Genomic DNA, 25036 nt, shown 5'->3' with positions numbered 1-25036 from the left:
CTACTGTTTTTTGACTGGAGTCTTGACAAAAATAGATGCAGTATTATTTATTTCTGATATTCCAACGCCGCACCAACAAAGCCTTTAAATAACGGATGAGGTCTGTTAGGTCTGGACTTAAATTCCGGATGGGCCTGTGTTGCCACAAACCATGGATGATCGGCTAATTCCATCATTTCCACAATACGTCCGTCAGGAGATAAACCGGATAATTTAATGCCGCCCCGGACAAAATCTTCACGGTAATAATTATTTACTTCATAACGGTGTCTATGTCTTTCATGAATCACTTTCTCACCATATAACGTATAAGCTTTAGAAGTTTCATCCAAAACGCAAGGGTAGGAACCTAACCTTAAGGTTCCGCCGATGTCTTCAATTCCGTCCTGTTCCGGCATAAGATGGATAACCGGATGTGTAGTACCTGGATCAAGTTCCACACTATGGGCATCTTGAAAACCAATTACATTGCGGGAAAATTCAACGATGGCTAACTGCATTCCTAAACAAAGGCCAAGGAAAGGAATATTATTTTCACGGGCATATTTAATTGCTGAGATTTTACCCTCGATACCTCTGTCGCCGAATCCTCCCGGAACTAAGATTCCGCTGACATCAGAGAGGATTCCGGCTGCATTTTCATCCGTTAAAGTTTCGGAAGGAATCCATTTAATATTAATTGCTGCATTGTGGGCAACAGCACCATGTTTTAAAGATTCCACCACGCTGATATAAGCATCGTGTAACTGTGTATATTTACCGACCAAAGCAACGGTAACTTCTTTTGCGGGATGTTTTAATGCTTCTACCATCTTCTCCCATGCAGTGAGATCCGGAGTAGGACATTCAAGAGCCAGGCACTCACAGGCGATATTGGCCAGGTGTTCCTTTTCCATTGCAAGTGGTGCTTCGTATAATGTCTCAACATCAAGATTTTGAATGACATGATTACTGGGAACGTTACAGAATAGTGCGATTTTTTCTTTGATACCGGGTTCTAAGGGGAGTTCGGTTCTGCATACGATGATATCCGGGCGGATACCCATTCCCTGAAGCTCTTTCACACTGGCCTGGGTAGGTTTTGTTTTCATTTCCCCGGAAGCTTTTAAATAAGGGATTAAGGTTACATGGATAAGGATAGCATTTTCATGTCCGACATCATGTTGGAATTGACGAATTGCTTCAAGAAATGGCTGACTTTCAATATCACCCACAGTACCGCCTACTTCAATAATGGCAATCTGGGTATCTTCACATCCGTCATTATGATAGAAACGGTTTTTGATTTCATTGGTGATATGAGGAATGACCTGAACGGTTCCGCCGCCAAAATCTCCGCGTCTTTCTTTGGATAAAACGGACCAATATATTTTACCTGTTGTAACATTGGACTGTTTTGTTAAGCTTTCATCAATAAAACGCTCATAATGACCTAAATCAAGGTCGGTTTCAGCACCGTCATCCGTTACGAAAACTTCACCATGTTGAATTGGATTCATGGTACCGGGGTCTATGTTAATATAGGGATCAAACTTTTGCATTGTTACATGGTATCCTCGCTCTTTTAGCAATCTTCCCAAGGAGGCAGCGGTGATACCTTTTCCCAAGCCTGATACTACTCCTCCGGTTACAAATACATACTTAACTCCCATTCTTATGATTCCTCCTTTGATTATAATATATATTGATAGTTAATAGTTTTGCGGGTACAGCATAGATTCTTTAATTAATATAATTTACTTAATTGTTTCAATATAATATAAGAATTTAAAATCTTCAATAACAGGTAATGCAACAGAGATTCGTTACCAATAGATATAAATAATTATTCGTCATTATCGGCATATTTATTAGTAACTGTGCTTCTGCTCCATAAAAAAGCAGATATACGTAATTCACTGCCGCCTGGTAACAGTAAAAGCAGTTATTCGCAATCCACTTAGATGCCTGTCTTTAGCCCCACAACTGCTTCCATTCGTGAGGTTAAATAATGAAAAAAGCCCTAATACAATCGGTGGAAATCCGAATACCACCGGTTTAAGGCATTTTAGATAAGGATAAAGCCTGTTTGATCTTCGTACTATCATTTAAATTTCTAAATCCTGTTTATGTGTTTTGAGGCACAAAATCAGGATGGAGATAAAAACGCTCTAAATTTTTAAACTTAATCTTAAAAGTATATTTTTAAACAATCACAAGCTATTATACTATCATCTTATAAATAAATCCAGTATAATTTTAAAAAAATTAATATTTTTTTTATTTCCGACACAAAAAATTCATGACATATGTATTGATTTATAATTAGAGTAACATTATAATGAATTGTATCATTATAAAATCTTTATTTATCCCCAATTTTAACTTACAAGTAAGACTCTCGCTTTTTACATAAGCTTGTGGGTCCTGTATTTACTTGATTCGGTCGGAATTCATGATCCGACTGGGATACCTGCGTGACAGGTTTAAGTTATCAAGCAAGTGGCGCAGCGGAATTTTTGAATATCCGCTTTGACAATATTTCATTATGTTTAAATATATGTGATCAGCTGTTAGCATGACTTGCAAATAGATATGATTAATTTTAGTCCTATCATTAATATTAAAATAATACGAAGGAGGTAGGGTATGGATAATAAAAAATTAAATAATAACAAACGCGGAATGAATAATAAGAAGACTTTTTTCTATATTTTAATTGCTGCGATCGTTACACTGGCATTATTTACTTATATGTCGAATCAGCTGAAAGCCGGAAGCAACATTGAGATTTCCTATGATAAATTTATAGATATGTTAGATAAAGGGGAAGTTAAATCTGTTCGTATACAGTCAGATAAAATAGTGATAGAGCCGCTTACACAGCCGAATGAGCTTTATAAAATATCCTATTATACAGGGGGTATTAATGATACAAAATTAGCAGACCGTCTCTTGAAGGCCAAAGATAAAAATGGTAACAAAGTCACCATAAATACGGAGATAGTTGATACCAGAACAACTTTAATGGACATTATAGTAGTTTGGATATTACCATTTGTGCTGATTTATCTGGTAATGTGGTTCTTATTCAGGATGATATCGAAAAACGGCGGCGGTATGATGGGCGGCGTCGGAAAAAGTAATGCAAAAGTTTATGTAGAAAAACAAACCGGTGTGACTTTTAAGGATGTAGCCGGTCAGGAGGAAGCAAAAGAGTCCCTTACGGAACTTGTGGATTTCCTTCATAATCCCGGCAAATATACGAGGATTGGTGCTAAACTGCCAAAAGGTGCTTTATTAGTAGGACCTCCCGGAACCGGTAAGACCTTGCTTGCTAAAGCAGTAGCCGGTGAAGCCAATGTACCGTTCTTTTCTTTATCCGGATCCGATTTTGTTGAAATGTTTGTTGGTGTTGGTGCCTCCAGGGTAAGGGATCTGTTTAAGCAGGCACAGTCCATGGCACCATGTATTATCTTTATTGACGAAGTTGATGCCATCGGTAAAAGCAGGGATTCTCATTACGGCGGCGGCAATGATGAAAGAGAACAGACTTTAAATCAGTTGTTATCAGAGATGGATGGATTTGATACTTCTAAAGGGTTAGTAATTCTTGCAGCAACTAACCGTCCGGAGGTATTAGACAAAGCATTACTTCGTCCGGGACGTTTTGACCGCCGTGTCATCGTGGATAAACCAGATTTAAAGGGACGTATCGATATATTAAAAGTTCATGCAAAAGATGTATTAATGCATGATTCCGTTGATTTGGAGGCAATCGGTTTAGCTACATCCGGTGCGGTAGGTTCAGATCTGGCTAATATGATAAATGAAGCGGCAATTCTTGCCGTTAAAAAAGGCAGAACCGTTGTAACCCAGGAGGATTTATTTGAATCGGTAGAAGTAGTAGTGGCCGGTAAAGAGAAAAAAGACCGCATCCTTAATAAGGAAGAAAAGCAGATTGTAGCTTACCATGAAGTAGGGCATGCGTTAGTAACCGCACTTGAGAAGAAAGCGGAACCGGTGCAAAAGATTACTATCGTACCAAGAACAATGGGTTCCTTAGGATATGTAATGCAGGTTCCCGAAGAAGAGAAATACCTTATGAGCAAAGAGGAATTACTGACAAGAATCGTAACTCTATATGGCGGCCGTGCTGCAGAGCAGTTAATATTCAATTCTATAACCACCGGTGCTTCCAATGACATTGAGAAAGCTACCCAGCTCGCAAGAGCTATGGTAACCCAATACGGTATGTCAGATAGATTTGGTTTGATGGGATTAGAATCCATAGAAAACCGGTATCTGGACGGAAGAGCTGTGTTAAACTGCGGTGATGCAACGGCAGCAGAGATTGATAAGGAAGTTATGACAATCTTAAAAGAATGCTATAAGAAAGCGGAAGCCTTATTAGCCGATAACCGTGAAGTATTGGATAAGATAGCAGCATTCCTTGTAGAAAAAGAAACAATTACAGGTAAAGAATTTATGGATATCTTCCATGAAGTAAAAGGTTTGCCTGCCGAAGAGATTCCGGCAGAGAGTGAAAATCCGGTAATTGAAATTCCGACACAGCCAATACTTTAACATTTATATTGAGTGAGGAAACAAGTAGTTATTATGAAACTTTATAGGTAGCAGATGGTGTGGGTTTATATTTCAATTATATGAAATGTAAACCCACATTCTGGAGATGAGGCAATTTATTACTTATTATAATTATAAAGGAGATGCCATGTTTTTTGACATAGAAGAAGAATTAAAGAAACTTCCTGCCAAACCCGGGGTTTATATTATGCACGATAAGTTTGATACGATAATATATGTCGGTAAGGCAATCAGTTTAAAGAACCGGGTCAGACAGTATTTTCAGAACAGCCGGAATTTGACTCCTAAGATCCAGCAGATGGTTGCCAGAATACAGTATTTTGAATATATTATTACGGATTCCGAACTGGAAGCTTTGGTTTTGGAAAGTAATTTAATTAAAGAGCATCGGCCAAAATACAATACCATGCTTAAGGATGATAAAAATTATCCTTATATTAAGGTAACGGTACAGGAGGCATACCCAAGGATATTATTTGCCAGGGAAAGGGGCAAAGATAAAGCAAAGTATTTCGGACCTTATACCAGTGCAAAATCAGTAAAAGATACAATCGAGTTAATTCGAAAGCTTTATTTTACAAGGAGTTGTAACCGTAACCTGCCAAAAGATATCGGCAAAGAAAGGCCATGCCTGTATTATCATATAAAGCAATGTAAGGCACCCTGCCAGGGGTATATCTCTCAGGAGGATTACAGAGAATCCGTAAATCAGGTTCTGGAGTTCCTTAACGGTAATTTTTCTGTAATTACAAAACAGTTGGAGCAGAAAATGAATGATGCAGCCATAAATATGGAATATGAAACGGCAGCAGAGTACAGAGATTTATTAAATAGTGTGAAACAGGTTTCGGAAAAACAGAAAATAACCAGCGACGAGTCTCTGGACAGGGATATACTTGCCAGCGCTACTGCAGGAGATGAAGCTGTGGTGCAGGTATTTTTTATCCGGAACGGTAAATTAATCGGCAGGGATCATTTTTACTTAACCGGTGTGGAGCATGAGACAAAAAGCAGTGTTATGACAAGTTTTGTGAAGCAGTTTTATGCTGGTACACCTTTCATACCCAGGGAACTTATATTAAGTGAAGCTTTAGAGGATCAGGAGATTATTGAAGAATGGCTGACCTCCAAGCGAGGACAGAAAGTATATATTAAAGTACCTGTAAAAGGGGAAAAGGAAAGACTTGTTGAATTAGCAAGGAAAAATGCCTCCATGGTTCTGCAGCAGGACTCGGAAAAGATTAAACGGGAAGAAGCCAAAACAGTGGGAGCCCTTAGCCAGATTGGTGAAATGTTAGATATTCCCGGACTTTGCCGTATCGAAGCTTTCGATATCTCCAATATCAGCGGTTTTGAATCGGTAGGTTCCATGGTGGTATATGAAAACGGCAAACCCAAACGGAATGATTACCGTAAATTTAAAATTAAAGGGGTGAAAGGCCCGGATGATTATGCATCCATGCAGGAAGTACTTACCAGGAGATTAACCCATGGATTAAAAGAAGAGCAGGAATTAAAAGATAAGAATATGGGTTCGGAATACGGAAGTTTTAACCGGTATCCGGACCTGATTATGATGGACGGTGGTAAAGGCCAGGTAAATATTGCAGAAAAGGTATTAAACGAGTTAAAGATGAATATACCGGTATGTGGTATGGTTAAGGATGATAATCACAGGACAAGAGGACTGCTTTTTAATAATGAAGAGATACCGTTAGATCATAGCAGTGAAGCGTTTAAACTTATAACAAGGATTCAGGATGAAACACACCGGTTTGCAATTGAATATCACAGGCAGCTTCGGGGTAAGACACAGGTTCATTCTATACTGGATGATATTGAAGGAGTCGGAACAGCCAGAAGAAGAGCACTTATGAAGCATTATCAGTCCTTGGAAGCTATTAAAGCAGCCACCATAGACGAGCTGGCTGCAGTCGAAACAATGAATAGCAGGTCTGCTAAGCAGGTTTATGATTTTTTTCACCAGAGCAGTTAAGTGTAAAACCTGTAAAAACATAATATCCATGTTTTATTTTTAAAAAGATAAAGTTATTTACAGCATAGTAAGGTCTGTGTTAGAATATGTCTAGGTTAAGAATATATTTTGGAAATAAATACCCGAAAGAGTGTTTTTATATACAAAATTGGTGTGATGGAGAAAGGACGTAATTATGTATACGGTACAATTATCAAAACTAATTGAAAAAATGAATCTTGAAAATGTTACACCGGATATAGATATAAGGCATATTAAATTATGCCAGCCGGATGTTAATCGTCCGGCTCTGCAGCTGGCGGGGTTTTTTGACTACTTTGATTCCGAACGTGTACAGGTTATCGGACATGTGGAATATGCATATATGCAGAAGATGGAAAAGGACCATGGGCATGGGATTATGTCAAGGCTTATGGACTACAAAGTACCCTGCATCGTATTCTGCAGGAATATTGAAGTAACACCGGAATTGATACAGATGGCTACGGAAAAGGGAGTTCCCATACTACGGACTGGTAAAACCACCTCTTCCTTTATGGCAGAAGTTATCCGCTGGCTCAATGTGGAATTAGCTCCCAGAATATCAATACATGGAGTTTTAGTTGATGTTTATGGCGAGGGTATCTTAATTATGGGTGAAAGCGGAATCGGTAAGAGTGAAGCAGCCCTGGAGTTAATTAAGAGAGGACATCGTTTGGTAACGGATGATGTGGTTGAAATAAAAAAAGTCAGTGATGATACCTTAATCGGAACTGCACCGGATATTACCAGACATTTTATCGAACTTAGAGGTATTGGTATTATTGATGTTAAAACACTGTTTGGTGTTGAGAGCGTTAAGAATACCCAATCCATTGATTTGGTTATTAAACTGGAAGAATGGAATAAGGATCAGGAGTATGACCGCTTAGGTTTAGAAGAGCAATATACCGAATTCCTCGGCAATAAGGTTGTTTGTCACTCGATTCCCATAAGACCGGGCCGAAATCTGGCTATTATCTGTGAATCAGCCGCAGTTAATTACAGACAGAAGAAGATGGGATATAATGCCGCACAGGAATTATATAACCGGGTTACCAATAATTTAATGAAAAAAGCAAAACAAGAGGAAGAGTAAATAATAAGAAATATAAATGTGTTTCAAAAATACGTTGTTCATAAGAACTGCAATAGTTGAAAAGCCACATTACAAATAAAAGATAAAAGAGGACAAGAAAAATGGATAGAATATGTTTTGGCATCGATATTGGTGGGACTTCAGTTAAATTAGGGTTATTTACGGAAAACGGCAACCTGCTGGATAAATGGGAGATTCCCACAAGAAGAGAAGACAGCGGAAGCCATATCTTAGAAGATGTTGCAGCTTCAGTGAATAAAAAAATAGCTGATGACAATCTTGTAAGAGAAAATATTATTGGTATCGGAATCGGAGTACCCGGACCGGTAACAGAGGATGGCACCGTAATTAATTGTGTTAATTTAGGCTGGGGTGTCTTTAATGTTGCAAAAGAAACAGAAAAGCTGACCGGTTTTAAAACCAGAGTCGGAAATGATGCCAATGTAGCTGCATTAGGCGAAATGTGGCAAGGCGGCGGCCGGGGTTATAAAAATTTAATTATGGTAACCTTAGGTACCGGTGTCGGCGGAGGCGTTATTTTAAACGGTGAAATCTTAACCGGAAGTAACGGGGCAGCCGGTGAAATCGGCCATTTAACGGTTAATCCGGCTGAGGAGGATAAGTGTAATTGCGGAAGACCGGGATGTCTGGAACAATTTGCATCTGCTACCGGTATTGTGAAAGAAGCCAAAAGACTCCTGGATAAATCCAAAGAACCCTCTAAACTCAGAGAGGTACAGCATCTATCCGCAAAAGCTATTTTTGATAATGCCAAAGAGGGAGATAAACTGGCGAATGAACTGGTAGAAGAATTATGCAGGTATTTGGCGCTGGCTTTATCCCATATTGCCCATGTTGTGGATCCCCAGGCATTTGTTATCGGCGGAGGGGTATCGAAAGCCGGAACCATATTAACGGATATAACTAAGAATTTTTATGAAAATAATGTTTTATTTGCATTAAAAAACAAAGATTTTAAGCTTGCCGAATTAGGAAATGATGCCGGAATTTACGGCAGTGCCAAATTAATAATCGGTAAATAAGTAACATATAAAACGGAAGTAAAAGCATATACTAAATAGCATATAGCAGTAAGAAATAAGGATTAATTAAAGGCAGTACCGCAAATTAGCGGTGTAATGGGAGTAGATATGAATGAGGCATTTTATCAAAAATTACGAATGATATTAGACGACAGACAGATTATGATAGAAGAACCTCTGGCCAGGCATACTACCTTTTTAATCGGCGGCCCTGCACGGTTTCTTGTTTTACCGGAAAGTGCCCAGGAAGTGGCGGCTGCGGTAAAGTTATGTATGACAGAAAACATGCCTTATTATATTATGGGTAATGGCAGTAACCTTTTAGTCAGCGATAAGGGATACCGGGGAACCGTAATAAAGCTAGGGAAGTCTTTCGGTAAAGTTTTTATTGATGAAGAGAAATATACGGTAAGGGCTGAAGCCGGCGTTTTATTATCTAAACTAGCAAATGAAATTGCCGAGCACAGTCTGACCGGTTTTGAATTTGCGGCAGGGATTCCCGGAACACTCGGCGGTGCGGTAACTATGAATGCCGGTGCCTATGATGGCGACATGAAACAAACTATATTAGAAGCTGTTCTATTAGATAAGGACGGCAATATCCTAAGACTTAATAAAGAAGAACTGAAGATGGGGTATCGCACTACCATTATCCAGGAAAACCATTATATTGTACTTGAAGCTTTGTTTGGCTTTAAACCGGGTATTAAAGAAGATATTTTAAGCAAAATAAAGGAACTTAATGCAAGAAGGCGTGAGAAACAACCCCTTGAATACCCCAGTGCCGGGAGTACGTTCAAAAGACCGGAGGGATACTACGCCGGAAAGCTTATTATGGATTCCGGGTTAAGAGGATATCAGGTTGGTAATGCACAGGTTTCGGAGAAACATTGCGGTTTTGTCATTAATACAGGCGGAGCAACAGCCGGTGAGGTTAAAACTTTAATTTCTGATGTAATAGAAATCGTTAATAATAAATTTGGAGTAGTGTTAGAACCGGAAGTGAAACTTTTAGGTGAATTCTAGCGGATTGAGAGGTTGTTATGAGGATGGTTATTGTAACAGGAATGTCCGGTGCAGGTAAAAGTTCAGCATTAAAAATGCTGGAGGATGCCGGATATTTCTGTGTTGACAATCTTCCTATCCAACTTATTTATAAGTTTGTCCAACTCACTATAAATGGTACTGAAAAATTTGATAAAGTAGCATTAGGAGTTGATATCCGAAGCGGACAGGCATTGGAAGAATTAGACGAAGTATTGGAACAAATGAAAAAGGATGGATGTCATTATGAGATCTTATTCCTGGATGCGAAAACGGAAGTTCTGGTCAAACGGTATAAAGAAACCAGGAGAATCCACCCATTATCCGGATCAGGCCGAGTAGAGCAAGGCATTGAGGATGAACGGGATAAATTGGAATTTATTAAAAAAAGAGCAGATGTGATTATTGATACCAGTCAGTTGCTCATACGTGAATTAAAATCAGAGATTGATAAAATCTATATTAAAAACGAAAAATATAATAACTTTTTTATAACCATCTTATCCTTTGGATTTAAATATGGAATACCAATGGATTCGGATTTGGTTTTTGATGTAAGATTTTTACCAAATCCTTTCTATGATCCGTTACTGAAAACCAAGACCGGTAATGATAAGCCGGTGAGAGATTATGTAATGAGTTCTGATATGGCCGGAGTTTTCTTGGACAAATTGGAAGATATGATAACTTTCTTAATACCGAATTACATTCTTGAGGGGAAAAATCAGCTGGTTATCAGTATTGGCTGTACCGGAGGCAAACACCGTTCCGTTACCCTTGCCAATGAATTGACGATAAGACTTGAGAAATTAGAATACGGATTAAAAGTGGAACATAGAGACATTGAAAAGGATGCAAAAAGGTTATAAACCACATTTTCCAGTGAGGTGAATAACGATGTCATTTTCCAAAGATGTTAAGGATGAATTATCAAAACAGATCAACCCAGCCAGACATTGTCAGATTGCAGAACTATCAGCATTAATCAGCTTATGCGGTCGTATCATTATTACAGAGAATGACCGGTATATTTTAAAAATTCATACGGAAAATATAACCGTTGCAAGAAAGTACTTTACTTTAATCAAAAAAACATTTAATATAAATACAGAAATTTCAATTAGACGAAATGCGAATTTGAAAAACAGTATTATGTATAGTTTAATAATATTGGATAATGATATTGTAATAAAAATACTACAGGCAACGAAATTAATAGATGAATATAAGGAAATAGGTGAAAATCTTTCAATAAAGGATAACTTGGTAATTCAAAATGTTTGCTGTAAAAGAGCTTTTATAAGGGGCGCTTTTCTGGCTGCGGGGTCTATGAGTGATCCTGAAAAAACATATCATTTTGAGATTGTTGCCTCCAATGAACCAAAGGCAAAACAAATACAAGAGATTATCAATAGCTTTGATATTGATGCAAAGATTGTTACCCGTAAAAAATACTTCGTTGTATATGTAAAAGAAGGATCACAAATCGTAGATTTGTTAAATATAATGGAAGCTCATGTAGCCCTTATGAATCTGGAAAATGTGCGGATTTTAAAAGAAATGAGAAATTCCATTAACAGACAGGTAAACTGTGAAGCTGCAAATATTAATAAAACAGTTATGGCAGCAACGAAACAGATAGATGATATCCTATATATTAAAGATCAAATAGGTTTCAGTGAATTAACAGAGGGGCTTTATGAAATTGCAACTCTGCGGATTGAATATCCGGAAAGCTCATTAAAAGAATTAGGAGCGCTGCTTAGTCCGCCGATCGGTAAGTCCGGCGTAAACCATAGGTTGCGCAAACTAAGTATTTTAGCTGATAACTTAAGGGAACAGAAGGAGGAAGTAAATTATGGTAACAAAGAAAATATTAATTAAAATCCCGACAGGATTGGAAGCAAGGCCGGTTGCTTTACTGGTTCAGGTTGCAAGTCAATATGAAAGTAATATTTACGTAGAATGTGATGAAAAGAAAGTGAATGCCAAGAGCATTATGGGGATGATGAGCTTGGGATTGGCCGCAGGAGAAGAAGTAGTAGTATCTGCTGATGGTCCGGATGAAGAAGTAGCAATGGAAAATATAGAAAAATATCTAAGTAGTAAATAACTTTTAAAATCTGCCGCATGGAATGACATATGAGGCAGATTTTTTTATCCGAAAATTTTGACCTCTAAATCTTCCAAGTTAATAAAAAAGAATTAAAATCGCAATTTATTTGAAATATAAATTAATAAAATATTAAACAAATAAAAAATTGGATATGCTATAATATAGAAGTTGGTACATATTAATTATTGATTTTTGTAAGATATTTTTTTGTGAATTTATAGTTTTATTTTTATGTATTATTTGACGGATTATAAGTATGAGGATACAATTGTAAAATATTTGACATAATAACATAGAAATAAATCATATTAAATTTATTGAAAATAGGAACAAAAGTGTAGAGGTAAAAATAGGAGAAATGAAGATGGCTGATAAAAGCGGATTTGAACAAAAACCGAAAAACACAGGTTCTATTATGAACACAAATAATTCGAATAGGTTTAAAAATAAAAAGTTTCGGAATTTATTAATTATTGAAGCTATCGTTTTATGTATTGTTATTGCAGGTTATGCTTACCTGGTTCTTCCGGGATTTCATAAGAACAGCGGGAATAAGTCTGGTAAACCGGGAAGTAGTCTAAATACAACCGGTGATAATAATAAAGATAATACGAAAGATACCGCAGAGCCTACTCTGACTCCGGAGCAGCAGGAAGCACAGAGAATTGAGGAAGAGAAAAAAGCAGCGGAGAAAAAGATATCTGATTTAATAACAAAAGCAGATAGAATGGCATTAGGTTATGACTATGACGGTGCCATCGATTTAATAAAAAGTTTCGGTGCTAATTATAAGGATTATGAAAAATTAACTAATGCGATTGCAGGTTATGAAGCTACAAAACAAACCTTGGAGCCATTGGGAGCCTATGACTCAGTAGACCAGATTAATCATATTTTCTTTCACAGTCTGATTGCAGATACCAAAAAAGCATTTGATGGGGACTATGAAGCGAACGGATATAATTATTACATGACTACCATATCGGAATTCAAAGCTATGATGCAGCAGATGTATGATGATGGTTATGTACTTGTAAGTATACATGATGTTGCAAAAAAGGGAAAAGGAGATGACGGCAAAACAAAATTTAAACCCGGTAATATTATGCTTCCTCCCGATAAAAAACCATTTGTACTTTCACAAGATGATGTGAACTACTATGAATATATGAGCGATGATGGATTTGCCTCACGAATCGTTATTGATGAGAACGGCAGACCATCCACGGAGATGAAATTGGATGATGGTACAGTTTCCGTAGGGGATTATGATATGGTTCCCATAGTGGAAAGTTTTATTGCCGAACATCCGGATTTCTCCTATAAAGGTGCAAAAGGTATTATCGCCTTGACCGGTTATGAAGGAAGTATGGGGTATCGAACCAATGATCCGACCTCACCGACTTATAAACAGGATAGGGAAACAGTTAAAAAAATAGCTGAAGTGATGAAAGAATGGGGCTGGGAATTTGCATCCCACAGCTATGGACACCGTGATATGTTTAAAGCCACCAACAGTTTTACGGTCAAGGATACAGACCGGTGGATGAAAGAAGTCGGCGAGCTGATCGGACCGACGGATATCTATATTTTCCCGTTTGGAATTGATATAGAAACTACTTTGGGTCACTATAGCAGTGATAAATTCAAATATCTTAAGAAACTTGGATTTGATTATTTCTGCGGTGTATATAAAGATCCATGGATTCAGGTCCATGATGATTATGTCAGAATGACCAGACGACCCCTGGATGGACAGGCTATGCTGCAATTTCCGGAAAGATTAAAAGACTTATTTGATCTGAGTAAGATCGTGGATCCCTCCAGGCCGGAATTAAAATAATTAACGGTTTAAATGAAATAAACTATTAAATAACATAAAAAAGCAATTGCATAATATGCAGTAATGTATATTATGTAATTGCTTTTTTAGAATGAGAACAATTTAAATTATAATTGGTTTGACAAATTTAAAACATCTTGAAGGGATATTATTTTATATTCCATATCGCCTAAAAAACATTTTATAGTTTTTTTTATATTTTCTATATCCCAAATTGGAGTTATGATAATTACAAAATTAGAGGACATTATATTTAATTGTTTTAAATCTTTCAAACTAATAATAGGTATATTATCATAATAAACATCTGAATTGAATTGATCTATAAAGCATTTTATATTCGTATATGATTTGATTTCTTCATATATAGATTTTCCAATATTACCAGCTCCATATATTATAATTTCTCTTTGATTACTTTGATAATAATCTTCCGGTAGCTTTAATCTGATGTTATTATTTTTAATTGTTAACAATTGATTAATTAATGAATAACGTAATTTAAAGGCGTTCAATTGTTTTTCCTGCTTTTCTTTTTCGAAATATAAATTATTAACAAGAGTAGTTTTATTTATATTATTTAAACAAAATATTTTTAAATCATCATTACGCTGTTCAAATGTACCCATAAGAGCTTCTTTAGACTCGCCGCTATATTTATTAATAATATAAGGATGCAGAAAAGAGGCCTGTTCTTTAAGATTTTCAGTTACTATATAAATTATATTATTTCGTTGATTATATTTTCGCAGAGTTTTTATAATAGTATCAGAATTATTTTTTATATATTCTATTTCTATTTCATTTCTTATAGCTCTAATAAAACATGTTGGTTTATGAATCATTTCTAAAAAAGTAATTTGTCTTTTTTTATATTTTGATAAAATATCTGAATATTTCTCTTCTAAAGTCTCCGATACTGATAATTCATGCATAAAGTAAAAATTATATTTTGTATCAAGAAAATGACGCGGTTTATCTCTAATAATTTGTAAATTTGTAACATCCAACATATCAACAAATTCATTTTTGATACAATCGATAACTCCATTAAAATCAGATGAACACCAATCAAAAGGCCCACTTTGTGAACGCAATCCTAAAGCACTCATACTTGCGGCTATACCGCAATAACAGCCCAAAGATATAAAATAATCGTACATTTAATACATCCTCCTAAGTAATAAATAAAATATTAGTAAATTTAAATCCATAAAATCAATAGTTTATCAAAACTGTCTTACCTTTATTGTAGAAAAATAGTAAAATATCTAAGTATGCAGTTATTGTATAGTAAAGTCCACCAACTTACAATAGTACTTTATCAAAATATTACCAAAATATATTTTATATGATCATTGTAACTGAAACAAACCTACCGATTTTTTATTATGAAATTTTACATATATATGATATAATACAAGAGAGTATATACCTAAAAACTCTTTCTATAAAACTATAAATATAATAGTTTTATATACCAGAAAGGTAAGGATTAATATGAATTTTACACATTTGCATTTACATACAGAATACAGTTTATTAGATGGTTCCGGCAAGATTAAAGAGATGGTAGCCAGAGCTAAGGAATTAGGTATGGACAGTATGGCAATTACGGATCATGGTGTTATGTATGGCGTAATTGATTTCTACCGTGCCTGCCTGGCGGAGGGAATCCGACCTGTAATAGGGTGCGAAGTTTATGTAGCGCCGGGATCACGTTTTGACCGGGAAGCCAATTCCTCCGACGACCGCTATTATCATCTGGTTTTGCTGGCCGAAAATAATACAGGATATTCCAACTTAATGAAGATTGTATCCAAAGGTTTTTTAGAGGGATTTTATTATAAACCAAGAGTTGATTATGAGGTTTTGAAAGAGTACAGCGAGGGTATTATTGCTTTAAGTGCCTGCCTCGGCGGTGAAATAGCCAGTAATATCCGCAAGGGTTTTTATGAGGAAGCAAAAAAAGCAGCTCTGTCGCTTAGGGAAGTATTCGGCGAGAATAATTTCTTTTTAGAACTGCAGGATCATGGAATACCGGAACAAAAAACCGTAAACCAGGGATTACTGCGAATGAGTAAAGAAACCGGAATCTCTTTAGTAGCCACCAACGACGTTCATTATACTTTGGAAAGTGATGCTGCTGCTCATGATATCCTGCTGTGTATCCAGACTCAGAAGAAAGTAACAGATGAAAATCGTATGCGTTATGAGGGCGGACAATATTTCTTAAAGTCACCGGAGGAGATGTTAAAAATCTTCCCCTATGCTATAGAAGCTTTGGAAAATACACATAAGATAGCAGAGCGCTGTCATGTGGAAATAGAGTTCGGAGAATATAAACTTCCCAAATTCGATGTGCCGGCAGGCATTTCGGCATTGGACTATTTAAAAAAATTATGTTATGAGGGTTTATATAAAAGATATCCGGATCCCTCTAAGGAATTGATTGACCGTCTGGATTATGAAATCGAAACCATCCGGAGTATGGGATTTGTAGATTATTTTTTAATCGTTGGTGATTTTATTAAATATGCCAGAGATCATGAAATTATGGTTGGACCGGGAAGAGGAAGTGCTGCCGGAAGTATTGTCTCTTACTCACTGGGAATCACCAATATTGATCCGATTAAATATAACTTGTTGTTCGAGCGTTTTTTGAATCCGGAACGTTTGACTATGCCTGATATCGATATTGATTTCTGTTTTGAGAGAAGACAGGAAGTAATTGATTATGTTGTTGAAAAATACGGCAAAGACCGGGTGGTTCAGATTGTAACTTTCGGTACCATGGCTGCCAGAGCTGTTATCCGCGATGTGGGACGTGCTTTGGACTTAGGATATGCCAGAGTTGATACCGTTGCCAAGATGATCCCCACAGAGCTTGGAATTACCATAGAAAAGGCTTTAAAGCAGAATGCGGATTTAAGGGCACTATATGAAAATGATGAGGATATTAAATATTTAATTGATATGTCCAAACGTTTGGAGGGATTGCCAAGGCATACCTCCATGCATGCGGCCGGAGTAGTAATCAGTAAGGCACCCGTCATGGAATATGTACCCCTTTCCCGGGCTTCCGATGATTCCGTCACCACCCAGTTTACTATGACGACCTTGGAAGAACTGGGACTTCTTAAGATGGACTTTTTAGGACTTAGAACCTTAACCGTTATTCAGAATGCGGTCCGTTTGATTAATAAAAAACGTAATGAGGAAGATAAAATAGATATCGATAAGATCGATTACAATGATAAAAATGTATATGCTTTATTTGCCTCCGCTAAAACAGACGGTATCTTCCAGTTTGAAAGTTCAGGTATGAAAAACTTCCTGAAAGAATTAAAACCAAGTAATTTGGAGGACATTATCGCAGGAAATGCACTCTATCGTCCGGGACCTATGGATTTTATCCCTAAATATATCAAAGGTAAACATCAGGCAGGTAATATTGTCTATGAGTGCCCGCAGCTGGAGCCCATTTTGTCACCGACCTATGGCTGTATCGTTTATCAGGAGCAGGTTATGCAGATCGTTCGTGACCTGGCCGGATACAGTTATGGCAGAAGTGACCTAGTGCGGCGTGCCATGTCCAAGAAGAAGGCCTCCGTCATGGAAAAGGAACGTTACAATTTCGTATATGGTAACGAAGAAGAGAAGGTTCCCGGCTGTATTAAAAATGGGATATCGGAAGAGGTCGCAAACCATATATACGATGAAATGACAGACTTTGCAAAATATGCTTTTAATAAGTCCCATGCGGCTGCTTATGCAGTGGTAGCTTATCAGACAGCATTTTTAAAATGCTATTATCCGGTTGAATTTATGGCTGCCTTAATGACTTCCGTAATTGACAACCCAGGAAAAGTGGCAGAATATATTTTTACCTGCAGACAGATGGGAATCAAAATACTTCCTCCGGATATTAATGAAGGAGACAGCACTTTTTCCGTATCGGACGGTGCAATCCGCTATGGATTATCCGCGATTAAAGGTCTGGGACGCCCTGTGATTGAAGCAGTAGTAAAAGAACGGGAAAGTAACGGTAAGTTTACCAGCTTAAGAGATTTTGCGGAACGTCTTTCCGGTAAAGAGGTAAATAAAAGGACGGTGGAAAGCTTCATTAAATCCGGTGCTTTTGACAGCCTGCAAGGTACCAGAAAGCAATTAATGATGATCTATGTTCAGGTGCTTGATGATGTGGCCCAAACCAAGAAACGGAATCTGACCGGTCAGATATCATTATTTGATTTTGCAGAGGTAGAGGAGAAAACGGAATATGAGACCAATCTGCCGGAGGTAGGAGAATATACCGTAGAGCAGAAACTTTCCTTTGAGAAAGAGGTTATGGGTATATATGTCAGCGGTCATCCACTGGAAGCTTACACAGATTTACTTAAGAAAAATATAACGGCAACTACCATGGATTTTACCATTGATGAAGAGACGAATGAAACAAAGGTAAATGATGGAGAGATGGCAACTGTTGGAGGTATTATAACCGGGAAAACGATTAAAACCACAAGAACCAATTCCATGATGGCTTTCATTACCTTGGAAGATATGGTGGGAGCAGTTGAAATTATCATATTTCCGAAAGACTACGATAAATATAAAATGCTTCTTGTGGAGGATAATAAAGTACTGGTAAGGGGAAAAATAGCAGTTGAAGAAGAAAAAAACGCTAAATTAATCTGTCAGTCTATGATACCTTTTGACAGTATACCAAAAGTTATATGGATAAAGTATCCCAATAAAGAAAAATTTGTAGAAGATGAACAGAGGTTATATACCATACTAAGCGAATATGACGGTACGGATAGTATATGTATCTATCTGGAGTGTGAAAAAGCTATAAAACACCTGCCTAAAAGTATGGGGATTAAGGCAGAAGTAGAACTGATTGATAAATTAAAACAAATATATTCGGAAGCAAATATAAAAGTAATTGAAAATAGTATTGAAAAAGCTAGAAAAATAGATTAAAATATAAGCAATTTAGTTTTCTTGGAGGTGGACGTAATGGCAAATGAAGTAAAAACAATAGGTATATTAACAAGCGGTGGTGATGCACCGGGTATGAACGCAGCGATCAGAGCAGTTGTTAGAACCGCTTTAGCAAACGGATTAAAAGTTAAAGGTATCAGACGAGGATACAGCGGTCTATTAGAAGAAGATATAGTTGATATGGATGCAAAAAGCGTTTCTGATATTATACAAAGAGGTGGTACAATTCTTTATACTGCCAGAAGTAAGGAATTTATGACTACAGAAGGTCAGGATAAAGCTGCTGAAATCTGTAGAAAGCATGGCATTGACGGTCTGGTGGTAATCGGCGGTGACGGTTCTTTCCGTGGTGCAGCCGATCTTGCCGTAAGAGGAATTAATACAGTAGGGATACCTGGAACCATCGATTTGGATATTGCATGTACCGATTATACAATTGGGTTTGATACGGCAGTGAATACGGCTATGGAAGCAATTGATAAGGTAAGAGATACTTCAACTTCCCATGAAAGATGCAGTATTATTGAAGTTATGGGCAGAAAAGCCGGTTATATCGCTTTATGGTGCGGTATTGCCAACGGAGCGGAAGATATCTTAGTTACTGAACGATATGATTATGATGAACAAAAGATTATAGATAAGATCATTGAAAGAAGAAAATCCGGCAAGAAGCATTACATTATCGTTAATGCAGAGGGTATCGGCGATTCTAATAATATGGCTAAGAGAATCGAGGCAGCTACCGGTATGGAAACGAGAGCAACTATTATCGGTCATATCCAAAGAGGCGGAAGCCCTACCTGCATCGATAGAGTACATGCTTCTGCTATGGGTGCTTATGGTGTTGAATTATTATGCAAAGGAGCTACTAACCGCGTAGTAGGTTACAGAGACGGTAAATATGTAGATTACGATGTAAAAGAAGCTCTTGCCATGACTAAAGATATTGATCAATATTTATATGACATGTCTAAAACATTGTCCAGATAATTAATAATACAATTGATTCATAAACGAAAGCCTGACTTAAAAACCACTTAAAACCTAAGTGTAATTCTAACGGTCAGGCTTTTTATATTTTAAATTATTAAAATTGCTATAAACAGGGGGAAAAGATGAGTAATAAATTTAAAAAATTTTTATCCTATTATAAACCATATATGGGTTTGTTTTTGTCGGATATGTTCTTTGCATTAACAGCAGCGGGAATATCGCTGGTATATCCGTTAATAGTCAGATATGTAACCAATGATCTGCTGGTGAATTATGAAATCAATGCAGTGATGCATACCATCATTAAGTTATCGTTTCTTATGATTGGGTTAGCCTTATTGGAAATGGTATGTAATTTTTATATTGCATATCAGGGGCATGTTATGGGCGCCAAAATGGAATATGATATGCGTAATGATATATTTGAACATTATCAGAAGTTATCCTTTAATTTTTATGATAATCAGAAAACCGGCCAGTTAATGTCCAGAATTACCAATGATCTGTTTGATATTACGGAATTATGCCACCATGGTCCGGAAGATATCGTGATATCCATTATTAAATTTGTGGGTGCTTTTATTATATTAATTAATATAAATCTGCCCATCACGTTAATTGTTTTTGCTTTTATTCCCATTATGTTTATCTTTGCCTATCACATGAAAAATAAAATGAATCAGGCATTCCGTAAAAACAGGGAGCGGATAGCAGAAATTAATGCCCAGATCGAAGATAATTTATCCGGTATCCGAGTCGTTAAGTCCTTCGCCAATGAAAACAGAGAAATGGATAAATTCCATGACGGAAACCGACGTTTTGTGGAGAGCAAGCGTAACAGCTACTGGCAGATGGCAACGTTTCATTCCGGTCTTGGTTTTTTTACCAGTTTAATCAATGTTGCAGTAATCATAGGCGGTGCAGTCCTTATGGCAAATGATATTATAGCACTAAGTGATTTACTGACATTTTTACTATATATCAATAATATCATTGAGCCTGTTCGGAAACTTATTAATTTTACAGAACAATTTCAAAACGGGATCACCGGGTTTGACCGGTTTATGGAAATCATGGAGATCCAGCCGGATATTGTTGATAAGAAAGACGCCGTTACCCTTAAGGAGGTTAAGGGAGACATTGAATTTAAGGACGTATCATTTCGTTATAATGATACAAAAACAGATGTATTCCGTAATATTAACCTGAGAGTGAAAGCAGGGGATTATTTGGCTTTAGTCGGTTCTTCCGGTGTAGGTAAAACAACGATTTGCAGCCTTATTCCAAGGTTTTACGAAGCCACCTCCGGTAGGATTCTATTAGATGGTACGGATATTCAAAATATTAAATTACGTTCTTTGAGAAAAAATATAGGAATTGTTCAACAGGACGTATATCTTTTTACCGGTTCGGTACTGGACAATATCCGATATGGTAAACTGGAAGCTACGGATGAAGAAATTATAGAAGCCGCCAAAAATGCCAATGCACACGAATTTATAATGGAGCTTCCGGATGGATACAATACATATATCGGGCAGCGCGGAGTCAAATTATCCGGCGGACAGAAGCAGCGCCTTAGTATCGCTAGAGTATTTCTTAAAAATCCGCCCATACTAATCTTTGATGAAGCGACTTCTGCCCTTGATAATGAAAGTGAAAAGGTTGTACAGGAATCTTTGGAAAAACTTGCAAAAAACAGAACTACGTTTGTTATTGCCCACAGACTTTCAACGATTCGTAATGCTAAAAACATCATCGTCCTGACGGAAGACGGGATTAAAGAGAGAGGAACGCATGCCCAGCTTTTAGAACAGAACGGAATCTATGCAGGTTTGTATAAATTAACCCAGGGAACAGAACAAAATCTGGCTTAAATTAACAGTTTATTATTGGAACCAATATTTCATTCCCATCGTCTAATAGTTGATAGTATAATAATACTGCGGCTATCATTAAAACGGAACGAGTACATTGTCCGGTTCAAACTATTGCTTACATGATACCGGACAGCTCACTAAATTGTATCGATACAGAATAGGAGATGGAGCGAAATATTACCGCGTAAATATATAGGGGGAAGTTATCAATGTACGAGGACAAAGAATCGGTTTACGACATTGAGACATTGATGAGAGAATATGGAAACGACGTACTCCGAACAGCATATATGTATGTAAAGGATAGTCATTTGGCAGAAGATATTTTCCAAGATGTTTTTATTAAAGTAAATCAAAAACTTGAGACCTTTCAAGGTGGCAGCAGTATTAAGACATGGATTATACGTATTACTATCAATACCTGTAAAGATTATCTGAAAAGCGCATGGAACCAAAGAGTCAAACCCTTTACGGAATTCCAGGAAAATACCATGGCAGGAGAAGATGATTTTACAGCGGTAGAACAACAGGATGAAAATCGGCTGATCCGCCAGGAAGTTATGAAACTGCCGGATAAATATAAAGACGTTTTGCTATGTGTCTATTTTCAAGATATGACCATAAGTGAAGCCGCAGGACTTTTGCACATTGCAGAAGGAACAGCAAAAAGCCGACTGTCCCGAGCGAAAGAAAAACTTAAGCTTTGCCTTGAAGGGAGGATTTAAGGTGGATAAGAATAATAAAAATAATAGCCTTCCCGGTGATTTAGATGATTTACGTATAAAAGACCATCTGAATGCCTCTTTTGACATGGATAACGTAACAGTATCGGAGGATTTAATCGCTAGAACCCTAAAAGCAATCGAGAATTCCGCTCCACAAAAAGAGCAGCCAAAAGAGTTAAAGAAAATAAAGCATTTCCCAGTTCGAAGACTTGTTAGTGCAGCAGCAGCTATTGCCGTACTGATTGTCGGAATTAATGTACTTCAAAACGGGTTTACAGGAAATAAAGAAGATGCTCAAATCAACATGGATGCCGGATCAACCGAAAAAGCTTCAGAAGAAGCAGCAACCATGGAAATATACAGTGCGGCAGCCGATGGTACGCCGTCTTTAAATAATAGTGCCAAAAGCAGTGAAATTACGGGTTCCTCTGCCGAAGAAAGTGACGTGGCTGATTCTGCTGATATTACCACATTTTCATCGGAGCTTAAAGAAGATACGAATAAAGAAGGTACGAATAAAACAGGCGGAGGCACCGGTTCTGTCTATGGAGGAGATCTTTTTTCTGTAATGTATCCAATCACCTATGATACGGTTACAACATTTAACTTATCAAAAAATGGTGATACCGGCAAATCCTTAAAAATAACCGGTAAACCATTAAAAGAAACCGATGAATCATTAAAAGATACTGGTATAAAAGTAAATGACTTCTATAATATACTGGACGGTTACCCATTAACAAAAAGTAATACAAAAGATAACGGCAATAATGATGATTGGATTTACAAAGCTGAAATTGTAGTACCAAATCAGCTGGCTTATACAATTATGATTGGGGATACGATTCGGGTAGAACAGAAAAATAAAAGCGGTGAACCACAAGTATTTATATATAGTACAGAAAATATGGATACTTTAATCAAACAAATGGAAGAATTTTATAAAATGAGTAAGGAATAAAAATAAATTAAAATCCAATGGTAAAGATATATCTTATGTCTTACGGTACGCCCGACAAAAGCTTTTCAACAAAGAGATAAAGATAACCGCTCATTCTTAACAGGAACGAGCGGTTTTTCCGGGTTGACTATATTAATCTTCTGCAACATCTTTTTCTTCAGAATCAGTATCTGCTGCGGATACTTTATCCTCAAAAGAACCTTGGTCAGATCCTTCTGAAGTAATATTAATAGAAACATATTCCCTGGTATCTTTTTTATTTTGATCAGTGGTATCCTCGTCTTCAGCATCGAAGTCTTCGAATTCATCTTCAAATTCATCAAAATCATCAGAAGAGTCCTTATTTACTAAGTTTTTGTACAAATAATAAGCACCACATGCAACAGTTGCAACGGATACTGTACCAAATAAAAACTTTCCAAATTTCTTCATGCGATTCATACTTCCTTTCGATAAACAGTATATGCAATTACTGTTATTTGTTATACAGTTTAAATAAAATTCTTTACTAAAATAAGTTATCAATTCCATTATAAGGGAAAGGGGTGAAAAAATAAAGTAAAACTTATCTAAATTTTTACCAAAAAAACAATAAAATATAATAGTGTTACAAAATAATTTATTTTTTACAGTTCAGACTCAATAAGGCTAAAATGCAGCCAATGATACACGGAAATTATGATTTCCGGGATTTATAATTTGCTGCACTTACAAAAAACTCCTCCCGGTACATAGGCTGAACTGTATCATTTATTTTTCGTATATATGGAAAATAAGTTGATTCAAAATTTTAGAAATGATATAATTGAAATATTACAGAAAAATGACATTAAACCTGACAGGAGTTGGGGTGAAAATGAAAAGCAATTTTCACTTTCTATTTAAGCAATTTCTAAAGTTAACTTGCGAAAAGCATGGGGTACATTATGAAATATAAAAATATGCTGACTGGGATATTCTTATCAAGACCCAATCGATTCATAGCATTTGTAGAAATAGACGGTTGTGTAAATACCTGCCATGTCAAAAACACCGGGCGGTGCAGAGAACTTTTAATCCCGGGCGTAACGGTTTATGTGCAGAAATCAGATAATCCGGCCAGAAAAACGATGTTTTCACTTATAGGGGTGAAAAAAGGAGAACGGATTATTAATATAGATTCACAGGCGCCTAATAAGGCGGTTTACGAATGGCTGCAAAAGGGTGGCTTATTTCATGATATTACTTATCTGAAACCGGAGAAGCCTTATGGTAATTCCAGATTTGACTTTTATCTGGAAACCAAACAGGAAAAGATTTATATGGAAGTAAAGGGGGTCACGTTAGAGAATAATGGCATAGTATTATTTCCCGATGCACCGACAATACGAGGTGTGAAACACATAAAAGAATTATGCCAGTGCAGGAAAGAGGGGTACCAGGCATATCTTATCTTAGTAATACAAATGAAAGACGTATTATACTTTAAACCAAACGATGCCACCGATCCGGCATTTGGGGAAGCCTTACGTGAGGCATCAAAAGAGGGTGTGCACATTATGGCAATGGATTGTGAGGTAACAGTTGATAAAATGGTTATACGTAACGAGGTACCGATTAATCTGTGTTAACTAACAAATCATTTCGCCGTAGATAAGTGGTAATACTGCGGATGGCCTGTGGGGGGTACATGGGTATAAAGTGTGAAAGTAATTCACTGTTAACCTTTATAATTTGTACCT

General features: G+C 36.8%; 19 protein-coding genes. 15 read left to right on the top strand and 4 right to left on the bottom strand.

Going from position 1 to position 25036, the window contains the following annotated elements; translation table 11 throughout:
* Window positions 1–47: 47 nt before the first annotated feature.
* Together RBU59_RS11810 and RBU59_RS11805 are read right to left on the bottom strand one after the other, a co-directional pair.
* Entirely contained in the window at window positions 48–1652 is a 1605-nt protein-coding gene (locus RBU59_RS11810) for a CTP synthase (protein WP_308148066.1), read from the bottom strand.
* A gap of 243 nt (window positions 1653–1895) precedes the next feature.
* Complete coding sequence (locus RBU59_RS11805) at window positions 1896–2087, bottom strand: hypothetical protein (protein ID WP_308148065.1); 192 nt, start codon at window positions 2085–2087, stop codon at window positions 1896–1898.
* A gap of 541 nt (window positions 2088–2628) precedes the next feature.
* Here RBU59_RS11805 and ftsH point away from each other — a divergent pair.
* From ftsH to RBU59_RS11760, 9 genes are all read left to right on the top strand, one after another.
* On the top strand, window positions 2629–4566 hold the full coding sequence (ftsH, locus tag RBU59_RS11800; RefSeq protein WP_308148064.1) for an ATP-dependent zinc metalloprotease FtsH: 1938 nt from the start codon (window positions 2629–2631) through the stop codon (window positions 4564–4566).
* 148 nt (window positions 4567–4714) lie between these two features.
* A complete protein-coding gene (uvrC, locus tag RBU59_RS11795; protein WP_308148063.1) occupies window positions 4715–6583 on the top strand; it encodes an excinuclease ABC subunit UvrC in 1869 nt (622 codons plus the stop codon).
* Window positions 6584–6758: 175 nt separating this feature from the next.
* Window positions 6759–7700 carry an HPr(Ser) kinase/phosphatase gene (gene hprK / locus RBU59_RS11790; protein WP_308148062.1) on the top strand — a complete coding sequence of 314 codons (942 nt, stop codon included), beginning with the start codon at window positions 6759–6761 and terminating at the stop codon, window positions 7698–7700.
* Window positions 7701–7801: 101 nt separating this feature from the next.
* A complete protein-coding gene (locus RBU59_RS11785; protein ID WP_308148061.1) occupies window positions 7802–8743 on the top strand; it encodes an ROK family glucokinase in 942 nt (313 codons plus the stop codon).
* A gap of 108 nt (window positions 8744–8851) precedes the next feature.
* The gene (gene murB / locus RBU59_RS11780; protein ID WP_308148060.1) at window positions 8852–9769 is read left to right on the top strand and encodes a UDP-N-acetylmuramate dehydrogenase; all 918 of its coding nucleotides are present in this window, start codon (window positions 8852–8854) and stop codon (window positions 9767–9769) included.
* A 17-nt stretch (window positions 9770–9786) separates the two neighbouring features.
* Window positions 9787–10656 carry an RNase adapter RapZ gene (gene rapZ, locus RBU59_RS11775; RefSeq protein ID WP_308148059.1) on the top strand — a complete coding sequence of 290 codons (870 nt, stop codon included), beginning with the start codon at window positions 9787–9789 and terminating at the stop codon, window positions 10654–10656.
* A gap of 28 nt (window positions 10657–10684) precedes the next feature.
* Window positions 10685–11671: a DNA-binding protein WhiA gene (gene whiA / locus RBU59_RS11770; protein ID WP_308148058.1), complete on the top strand. Its 987-nt coding sequence runs from the start codon at window positions 10685–10687 to the stop codon at window positions 11669–11671.
* Window positions 11646–11900, top strand: a complete 255-nt coding sequence (locus RBU59_RS11765; protein WP_308148057.1) for an HPr family phosphocarrier protein — start codon at window positions 11646–11648, stop codon at window positions 11898–11900. Before whiA ends, RBU59_RS11765 begins: the two co-directional genes overlap by 26 nt.
* Window positions 11901–12267: 367 nt before the next feature.
* Window positions 12268–13746, top strand: a complete 1479-nt coding sequence (locus tag RBU59_RS11760) for a polysaccharide deacetylase (RefSeq protein ID WP_308148056.1) — start codon at window positions 12268–12270, stop codon at window positions 13744–13746.
* A gap of 107 nt (window positions 13747–13853) precedes the next feature.
* Here RBU59_RS11760 and RBU59_RS11755 read toward each other — a convergent pair whose 3' ends face one another.
* A complete protein-coding gene (locus RBU59_RS11755) occupies window positions 13854–14909 on the bottom strand; it encodes a DUF1796 family putative cysteine peptidase (protein ID WP_308148055.1) in 1056 nt (351 codons plus the stop codon).
* Between the two features lie 337 nt (window positions 14910–15246).
* Between RBU59_RS11755 and RBU59_RS11750 the strand changes: the two genes are divergently transcribed.
* From RBU59_RS11750 to RBU59_RS11730, 5 genes are all read left to right on the top strand, one after another.
* On the top strand, window positions 15247–18735 hold the full coding sequence (locus RBU59_RS11750; RefSeq protein ID WP_308148054.1) for a DNA polymerase III subunit alpha: 3489 nt from the start codon (window positions 15247–15249) through the stop codon (window positions 18733–18735).
* A gap of 36 nt (window positions 18736–18771) precedes the next feature.
* Window positions 18772–19746: a 6-phosphofructokinase gene (pfkA, locus tag RBU59_RS11745; protein ID WP_308148053.1), complete on the top strand. Its 975-nt coding sequence runs from the start codon at window positions 18772–18774 to the stop codon at window positions 19744–19746.
* 125 nt (window positions 19747–19871) lie between these two features.
* Window positions 19872–21626, top strand: a complete 1755-nt coding sequence (locus RBU59_RS11740; RefSeq protein WP_308148052.1) for an ABC transporter ATP-binding protein — start codon at window positions 19872–19874, stop codon at window positions 21624–21626.
* Window positions 21627–21838: 212 nt separating this feature from the next.
* Window positions 21839–22354, top strand: a complete 516-nt coding sequence (locus tag RBU59_RS11735) for a sigma-70 family RNA polymerase sigma factor (RefSeq protein WP_308148051.1) — start codon at window positions 21839–21841, stop codon at window positions 22352–22354.
* Window position 22355: 1 nt separating this feature from the next.
* Complete coding sequence (locus RBU59_RS11730) at window positions 22356–23315, top strand: hypothetical protein (RefSeq protein WP_308148050.1); 960 nt, start codon at window positions 22356–22358, stop codon at window positions 23313–23315.
* 132 nt (window positions 23316–23447) lie between these two features.
* Here the strand turns inward: RBU59_RS11730 and RBU59_RS11725 are convergent, their stop codons facing one another.
* Window positions 23448–23747 (bottom strand): hypothetical protein, encoded by a 300-nt coding sequence (locus tag RBU59_RS11725; RefSeq protein WP_308148049.1) that lies wholly within the window; start codon window positions 23745–23747, stop codon window positions 23448–23450.
* A 494-nt stretch (window positions 23748–24241) separates the two neighbouring features.
* Between RBU59_RS11725 and sfsA the strand changes: the two genes are divergently transcribed.
* Complete coding sequence (sfsA, locus tag RBU59_RS11720; RefSeq protein ID WP_308148048.1) at window positions 24242–24925, top strand: DNA/RNA nuclease SfsA; 684 nt, start codon at window positions 24242–24244, stop codon at window positions 24923–24925.
* Window positions 24926–25036: the final 111 nt, after the last annotated feature.

Origin of the sequence: Anaerocolumna sp. MB42-C2 (genome assembly GCF_030913705.1) — a bacterium.
Lineage (GTDB): Bacteria > Bacillota > Clostridia > Lachnospirales > Lachnospiraceae > Anaerocolumna.
This window is presented reverse-complemented; position numbering and strand designations above follow the sequence as displayed.

What these genes read in the sequence shown, in the direction of transcription:
- whiA (WP_308148058.1), top strand. Translation starts at nt 10,685, where the DNA reads ATGTCATTTTCCAAAGATGTTAAGGATGAATTATCAAAACAGATCAAC.
- RBU59_RS11785 (WP_308148061.1), top strand. Translation starts at nt 7,802, where the DNA reads ATGGATAGAATATGTTTTGGCATCGATATTGGTGGGACTTCAGTTAAA.
- RBU59_RS11765 (WP_308148057.1), top strand. Translation starts at nt 11,646, where the DNA reads ATGGTAACAAAGAAAATATTAATTAAAATCCCGACAGGATTGGAAGCA.
- pfkA (WP_308148053.1), top strand. Translation starts at nt 18,772, where the DNA reads ATGGCAAATGAAGTAAAAACAATAGGTATATTAACAAGCGGTGGTGAT.
- RBU59_RS11725 (WP_308148049.1), bottom strand. Translation starts at nt 23,747, where the DNA reads ATGAAGAAATTTGGAAAGTTTTTATTTGGTACAGTATCCGTTGCAACT.
- RBU59_RS11760 (WP_308148056.1), top strand. Translation starts at nt 12,268, where the DNA reads ATGGCTGATAAAAGCGGATTTGAACAAAAACCGAAAAACACAGGTTCT.
- RBU59_RS11755 (WP_308148055.1), bottom strand. Translation starts at nt 14,909, where the DNA reads ATGTACGATTATTTTATATCTTTGGGCTGTTATTGCGGTATAGCCGCA.
- RBU59_RS11740 (WP_308148052.1), top strand. Translation starts at nt 19,872, where the DNA reads ATGAGTAATAAATTTAAAAAATTTTTATCCTATTATAAACCATATATG.
- murB (WP_308148060.1), top strand. Translation starts at nt 8,852, where the DNA reads ATGAATGAGGCATTTTATCAAAAATTACGAATGATATTAGACGACAGA.
- RBU59_RS11805 (WP_308148065.1), bottom strand. Translation starts at nt 2,087, where the DNA reads ATGATAGTACGAAGATCAAACAGGCTTTATCCTTATCTAAAATGCCTT.
- RBU59_RS11750 (WP_308148054.1), top strand. Translation starts at nt 15,247, where the DNA reads ATGAATTTTACACATTTGCATTTACATACAGAATACAGTTTATTAGAT.
- ftsH (WP_308148064.1), top strand. Translation starts at nt 2,629, where the DNA reads ATGGATAATAAAAAATTAAATAATAACAAACGCGGAATGAATAATAAG.
- sfsA (WP_308148048.1), top strand. Translation starts at nt 24,242, where the DNA reads ATGAAATATAAAAATATGCTGACTGGGATATTCTTATCAAGACCCAAT.
- rapZ (WP_308148059.1), top strand. Translation starts at nt 9,787, where the DNA reads ATGAGGATGGTTATTGTAACAGGAATGTCCGGTGCAGGTAAAAGTTCA.
- RBU59_RS11810 (WP_308148066.1), bottom strand. Translation starts at nt 1,652, where the DNA reads ATGGGAGTTAAGTATGTATTTGTAACCGGAGGAGTAGTATCAGGCTTG.
- RBU59_RS11735 (WP_308148051.1), top strand. Translation starts at nt 21,839, where the DNA reads ATGTACGAGGACAAAGAATCGGTTTACGACATTGAGACATTGATGAGA.
- uvrC (WP_308148063.1), top strand. Translation starts at nt 4,715, where the DNA reads ATGTTTTTTGACATAGAAGAAGAATTAAAGAAACTTCCTGCCAAACCC.
- hprK (WP_308148062.1), top strand. Translation starts at nt 6,759, where the DNA reads ATGTATACGGTACAATTATCAAAACTAATTGAAAAAATGAATCTTGAA.